Annotated in this window: 4 protein-coding genes; 3 read left to right on the top strand and 1 reads right to left on the bottom strand. The window is 53.0% G+C overall.

The window, feature by feature from the left end; translation table 11 throughout:
• Positions 1–136: 136 nt before the first annotated feature.
• Positions 137–1,774: a glucose-6-phosphate isomerase gene (gene pgi / locus C0081_RS07655; RefSeq protein WP_373236161.1), complete on the bottom strand. Its 1,638-nt coding sequence runs from the start codon at positions 1,772–1,774 to the stop codon at positions 137–139.
• Positions 1,775–2,054: 280 nt separating this feature from the next.
• Between pgi and C0081_RS07650 the strand changes: the two genes are divergently transcribed.
• The 3 genes from C0081_RS07650 to C0081_RS07640 all read left to right on the top strand — a co-directional run bounded on the left by C0081_RS07650 (position 2,055) and on the right by C0081_RS07640 (position 6,985).
• Positions 2,055–5,162 (top strand): AsmA family protein, encoded by a 3,108-nt coding sequence (locus C0081_RS07650; protein ID WP_101533226.1) that lies wholly within the window; start codon positions 2,055–2,057, stop codon positions 5,160–5,162.
• A gap of 206 nt (positions 5,163–5,368) precedes the next feature.
• Positions 5,369–6,343, top strand: a complete 975-nt coding sequence (rocF, locus tag C0081_RS07645) for an arginase (protein ID WP_101533225.1) — start codon at positions 5,369–5,371, stop codon at positions 6,341–6,343.
• A gap of 210 nt (positions 6,344–6,553) precedes the next feature.
• Positions 6,554–6,985, top strand: coding sequence for a methylglyoxal synthase (locus C0081_RS07640; protein ID WP_101533238.1), 432 nt, complete (start codon positions 6,554–6,556; stop codon positions 6,983–6,985).
• Positions 6,986–7,084: the final 99 nt, after the last annotated feature.

Here is a 7,084-nt window from a genome sequence, read left to right as displayed (position 1 = left end):
GAGGTGGAGGTCAACTATGTCCGCAGAACCGACATTCGACCCTATCAAGAAGACTGCCCCAATAGGCAACAAAAACCCGCCGTGCTGCGTGCAGGCGGGTTTTGTATTTTCGATACTGGGCGACAGCTCTAAAAGCTCAAAGAGCGCGATAGGCTTTCAAGCGATCCAGAATGGCAGGGTCGCCGTCACCACGGTCACCGGACTGCACAGCTGGAGCCAACTTACTGGCCAGTTCCTTGCCCAGCTCCACGCCCCACTGGTCATAGGAATTAACGCCCCAGACCACGCCCTGCACAAACACTTTCTGCTCATACAGCGCGATCAAACGACCGAGCATTTCGGGGGTCAATTTGTCGTAAAACAGCAAGGAGCTTGGGCGGTTACCAGCAAACACCTTGTGCGGCACCAGAGCGGCGACTTCTTGCGCAGATTTGCCCGAAGCTTCCAACTGCGCTTTGGCTTCCTCTGCCGTGCGCCCCAAGGCCAAGGCTTCCACTTGAGCCAGGCAGTTGGCGAGCAACAAGTCATGCTGGCCCGCGTCTGCATCCGTTGGTTTGGCTGCGATAAGAAATTCGCACGGTGTAATATCGGAGCCCTGATGCAATTCCTGATAAAAAGCATGCTGGCCATTGGTGCCCGCAGCGCCCCAAATCACCGGACCGGTAGGCCGCAGCACCTTGGAGCCGTCCGTACGCACGGATTTGCCATTGGATTCCATATCCAGCTGCTGGAGGAAATCGGCAAAATACTCAAGTCGTTGATCATAAGGCAAGACCGCCACTGACGAGCAGGCCCAAATATTGCGATACCACAGGCCTAGCGCGGCCATCAGCATCGGGATATTGCGACGGAAAGGCGCTGTTTCAAAATGGCTGTCCATTGAGCGCGCACCAGCCAGAAACGATTCAAACCCATCGGGGCCAATGGCGATCATCACAGGCAGGCCGATCGCCGACCAAACGGAATACCGACCGCCAACCCAGTCCCAGAATTCAAACATCCGGTCCGCGCCAATGCCAAAGGCTTCAACAGCATCTTTATTAGTAGACAAAGCGGCAAAATGATCACCAACGGCTGCCTCACCGAGCGCTGCAACCAACCATAATTTAGCCGCACGGGCATTGGTCATGGTCTCTTGCGTGGTGAAGGTTTTGGAGGCCACAAGAAACAGCGTCCGCGCCGGATCCAGTGTTTTGAGCGTATCCCCCATATGTGCGCCGTCGACATTGGAGACAAAATGCACGCGCGGACCATCATGATAGGCTGCGAGGGCGCGCGCCACCATATGAGGTCCAAGATCAGATCCGCCAATACCGATATTGACCACATCGGTGAAAGGTTGGCCATCATGCGCGGCAATCGACCCATCGCGCACACCTTTGGCAAAGGCATAAAGGCGCGTTTTGACGGCATTGATGTCGGCAACGATCGGTTGACCATCCACCACCAAATCTTCGTCAACGCTGCCCCGCAGCGCAATATGCAGAACGGATCGGCCTTCCGTGTTGTTAATGGCAACGCCAGATTTCATTTGCGCATAGCGCTCGGCAACGCCAGCCCGCGTGATGAGATTTTCCAGCAACATCATCGTCTTTTGATCAATTCGGTTGCGAGAATAATCAAGCGTCAGACAGCCGTCCATTTCGGTTGAGTAACGGTCAAAGCGATTGGGATCTTGAGCAAAAGCTTCACGCATGTGAAAATTTGCAAAATCCTGACGATGACGGATTAGATCCGACCAGATGACTTCCAAAGAGCTCATATGCTTCCCCAATTGGTTACTCAAAATGACGCTGCGTTTACTGCTCGCCACTCTACCGGCCCTATTTATGAGACAAAAGTCCATCACTAATCAAGAACGTACTTTTCCACTTTGTAAGCGCCGAACCTCTATCCAGTGCGACAAAAATCACAAACGAGCCAAATCATCACGCCAGGAGGCCGCAATGCCCTGCACCTTCGGCGCTCATCTCTGTATGATGGGTGAAACTGATTCGCGCCCATCTCGGCCAAGGACACCCCCATCTCTGGTCAGCAATAATTGAGAGAATTTGATGCGTAACATCCTGATATCCCTTCTCTCCACCTTGTTTTTGGTCATTTTGGCCTTGGCCTTTGTTCCCTTTTTTGTTTCGACTGATTTTCTCAAAACGCAGGTAGAACAATTCGTCAAAGACCAATCTGACATGACATTGGACATCAATGGGGATGTCTCGTTGTCTCTGCTCACAGGCCTGAAGCTGTCGGCAGAAACTGTCTCCCTGCGCGATCAACAGGACAAACCGCTGTTTGCCATCGATCAACTCGACTTTTCTTTGGCTCTGTCTCCTTTATTATCCGGCAAAGCCGATATCACCGGCATTACGCTCAACAGACCCGTTCTAACGCTAACATCCGGCTCCAATAGCTCCACCACCGAAACGGGTGCCGTGGCCGACACAACGACTGCCGACACGCCATCTGATGCGGCCCAATCCGTTGATCTTTCAGCGCTCAAGATCCGCAGATTAACGATCAATGACGCCGAACTCATCAGTCAGGATGAAGGCGGCCACGATCTCACCTTGCTGTCCGGTTTGGATTTTACAATCGCGATCCCCGACTTCAACGGCCCCGCCGATATAAGCGGCACCCTGCCCTATAAAGACCAAGACCACGACTTCACCGGCACATTGGCTAACGCAGGAAACGCCATCAATGGTCAACCCACCCTTCTGGATCTGGATATCTCCAGCGATCTGATCAAAGCCAAACTCCAGGGCGAACTGGCGCTGAAATCCAGCCAGATATTTGTCGCCAACTATGCCGCCAATGCTGGGAATGTAACCCAATTATTCGCTTGGCTTGGTATCACGCCTTCGCCCTTGTCTGTCGGCAAGTTAGGCCTCACTGGGTCTGTGGTTGTCTCGGGCAATGCCATCGATTTACCGGGTCTGTCACTCTCTCTTGATGATCAAACCTTGCAAGCTGCCGCTCGGATTTTCACCGGCCCCACAATGGAGCGCCCGCTTGTGCGTTTGGCGCTGGACACATCGACACTGAATCTCGATAAAATCCTGCCCTTCGACCAAGTCAGTCAATCGCAGCCATCCGCACCTGAAGCCAGTGAAACCGCCCAAAACGCAAACCAACAACAAGTGGACTTGGCTCCGCTGTCGTCCTTTGATCTCACCATGGACATTCGCGCTGGACGCCTGACCTATCGCGGAGAAGCAATCCGACAGCTCAAATTTCTGGCGCATCTTCTGGACGGCAAGCTTCAGGCAAATCTCAAGTCAGCAAACGTCGCCAAAGGCAATCTTCAAGCCAGTCTTTCCGGGAACATCAGCCAACTGATCTGGAACGGGTCATTTAATGCCCGTCAATTGGACATCAACGAAATTGCCCGGCTCGCGGGACAAAATAGTCCACTAACCGGCACTTTGACCACCGATATAAATTTTGCCGCGCAAGGATTGCAAGCCGATCAAATCGTCAAAAACGGCAATCTGGCAGGGGTCATCGCGCTCAAAAACGGACAGTTTACCCACTCTGCCCTGCAGGTAGCCATACCCAATCAGGAAAGTGCCAGCCTAAGAAACATAACAAGCACCATAACAATATCCGGACTGGAAGCCCCTGCCGATATCAAGGGGGGCTTTTCGTGGAATGACGAGACCATTCGCTACGCCAGTACAGTCGGTCTGAGCGAGGCCTTCAAGGGCGCGCCTATCCCTGCCAGCCTCTCCCTCGATGCGCGGCCCGTCTCTATTGGTTTGAGCGGCCGGATTGATCCTGCCAATGCCAGCCTTTCCGACAGCCAACTGTCCCTCAAAACAACGTCCAGCAAGGCCCTGCTCGCTTGGCTTGGACAAGAGGTTTCAAGCGGTACGCCAAACGTGCCAATGTCCCTGTCCACACGCTTGGCCTTCGCCCCTCAAAAAACAAGTTTGAATGGCTTATCCCTGCAGATGGGACAATCCCGCGGCAGCGGTGACATCACCTATAGCACGGCCAGCTCTGCCAAACCCACGCTCAATGGCAAGCTCGCCTTTGAGACCCTCGACGTAACACCCTTCATGGGTGATGGAGCCGCGCAAGGGCGCACGGCATCAAAGGCCAGCACAGCCAACGCCAAGACCAGCACCAACGGCTGGGATACCACTCCGATTGATTTTTCAGGGTTGAATACACTCAATGCCGACCTCGCCTTTTCGGCCAATTCTCTGGTGGCCCGCGATATCGCCACAGGTCCTGTTTCCCTGCAAACCAAGCTGCAAAACGGCCAACTCACGACATCACTGGATCAATTGAGCCTGTATGATGGCCAAGGGACCGGTGGCTTCACAGTCAATGCACAGAGCAGCCCAGCAAAGATCGGCGCAAACTTTGCGCTGTCCGGCATGCAAATGGCGCAGTTTCTCTCTGATTCGATCGATTTGAAATCATTGAGTGGAACCGGTGGCGTCTCCATCAATTTAACAACGACCGGCAACAATCAAGCCCAACTCATCGGTGCCCTTGATGGGACTGGCAAGCTGGAAGTAAAAAACGGCCAGATCAAGGGCATCAATATCCCCCAAATGCTGCGCACTCTGAAAGGCAACATCCTGGAAGGGTGGGCTTCGACAGGCTCGCAGAGCACCGACTTTTCGGCCCTCACCGCAAGCTTTGCGTTTGACAAAGGCATCGTGAGCAATTCCGATCTATTGATGCTCAGCCCGTTGCTGCGCCTCACGGGAGCGGGAAACATAGACCTTCCCAACAAGCGCATCGACTATAAAACAACACCCAAGCTGATCTCCAAACTCAAGGGCCAAGGCGGCCTCGTCGATGCAGATGGCATCCCCATCCCGATCATCATCAAAGGAAAACTGGACAAACCACGCATCTATCCAGACATTCCCGGCATATTGGAGAATCCCCAAGCCATCCTTCAAGGACTTGGAGAACTGGGCGGAACCGGAAAAGCGGCATCCGAGAGCATTCAAAAAGTTAAAAAGACCGTTACAAAGGAACTGCAAAAACAAAGCGAAAAACTCGGGATCAACTTAAACAATTTGCTGCAACCTCAATCCAGTAACACACAAACCGATCCAGACCAGCAGGAAACCGAGCAAAAACAACCCGCTCTTGAGGAGCAATTGTTCCGCAATGTCACAAAAGGATTGTTCGGCAACTAGTCACAGCTGGGTTGATCGTACCTTGGATGACGGTTCCCTTAAGGGAACCGGCAGGGGCTTTTGGCAATTTGCACAAATTCCCCTCGCATATCGTCAATAATCTGATAGATTTTGCTAGCTTTGCCCGCTTCTGATTGACACTACCCTCAGGTTTATTGACGCCATATAGATAGACCAATAGCAATTCTCTAAGGCGAACCAATTCTATGGTGCATTCAAACACCCCTCATTCTTCCATCGCGCTTCTGGGCGTACCTGTGCAAGACGGCACCCACGAAAAAGGCTGCCTCATGGGGCCCGATGCTTTGCGCACGGCTGGCATTGTTGAAACCTTGCGCGGCCTTGGTTTTTCATGCACAGATCACGGCGATCTGTCTCCTGTCACGACTGGTTCAGATTCCATATCAGAACCAAAAGGCAAGGCCATTAATTTTGCAAAGATCGCCGGCTGGACACAAAGCCTATCTGACAAAGCGCTCGACATGGCCCGCTCGAGCTTTCCGCTTTTCATGGGGGGTGATCATTCCCTATCCATGGGCTCAGTCGCTGGCATGGCACGCTATGCAGCCGAACAAAAGCGCGACCTGTTTGTCCTGTGGCTTGACGCCCACCCAGATTTCAATCTGCCCAAAACCTCTGATTCCGGCAACATGCACGGCATGTCTGTGGCTGCCTTCTGCGGACTGTCCGAGCTAAGCGGTGTGTATGGAGGACCACTAGAACATCCGGTCAATACATCTCATGTCCACATGATGGGCATTCGCAGCGTTGACCGACAGGAACGAGACCTCCTGAAACAGCACCATGTCTGCGTCAACGATATGCGTATCTTAGATGAAGTGGGCGTCATAAAACCACTTCAACAATTGCTTGATGCAGTCAAACAACAAGATGCCATGCTGCATGTCAGCCTCGACGTTGATTTCCTCGACCCAAGCATCGCACCTGCCGTCGGCACCACAGTGCCGGGAGGCGCCACATTCCGAGAAGCACATTTGATTATGGAACTGCTGCATGAGAGCGGCTGCGTCACCTCCCTTGATCTGGTTGAACTAAATCCGTTCCTCGACCATCGCGGCAAAACAGCTGAATTACTGACCGACCTGACGGCCTCGCTCTTTGGTCGCAAAATTTTTGATCGCCCAACCCGTAGACCACATTTCAGGCACGGCACCGATTGACCGGGCCCCTCGAGCTCACATGCCTTTTGCTCTCAAAGAGTTAGCCACCGCAACCCGAAGCGATGCGCCTCAGGCCTCTGGACAAACTTTGCAACAAAATTGTAGACTATCACCGATCGAAATGACCAACGTCCACTTGCCTTATAACAAGCATTGATGTGCGAATTTGATCGCAAGGTTGGCCGCAAAACCGCTCTAGGACGAGACCCCATGCAAGACACAGACAGCAAATCGCCCACCGGTGCTCTGCGCATCGCATTGGTCGCCCACGACAAGAAAAAAGATGATTTGATCGAATGGGTTGGCAAGCATCTGCACTTGCTTGAAAAAGCAGAATTGTTTGCCACAGGCACCACAGGGGGACGACTCCTCAAAGCCTTTCCAGACCTCAACCTCACACCTCTGTTCTCTGGTCCCCTAGGTGGCGACCAGCAGATCGGTGCGATGATTGCAGAGAAGCGTCTGGACGGACTGATTTTCTTTGTCGACCCTCTTTCTCCCATGCCCCACGACGTGGATGTAAAGGCGCTCAACCGTCTGGCCATTGTCTATGATTTGCCTATGGCATGCAGTGCCACGACAGCCAACTTTGTCATGCTCGGCCTAGTCGAACAAAAATTTGGCTCTATGGAAGCCGCCTAATCGGCTTTAATAGGCACCCACATCCAAACAGGCCCTTTCGGGCCTGTCTTCGTATCAAGGGTTTTGCGTCCCGCAATCTACTGCCGATGCAAGGGCGAT

This window comes from Cohaesibacter celericrescens, from assembly GCF_002866925.1.
GTDB lineage: Bacteria > Pseudomonadota > Alphaproteobacteria > Rhizobiales > Cohaesibacteraceae > Cohaesibacter > Cohaesibacter celericrescens.
The sequence above is the reverse complement of the archived record's forward strand: the minus strand, read 5'-3'. Positions and strand labels throughout refer to the sequence as shown.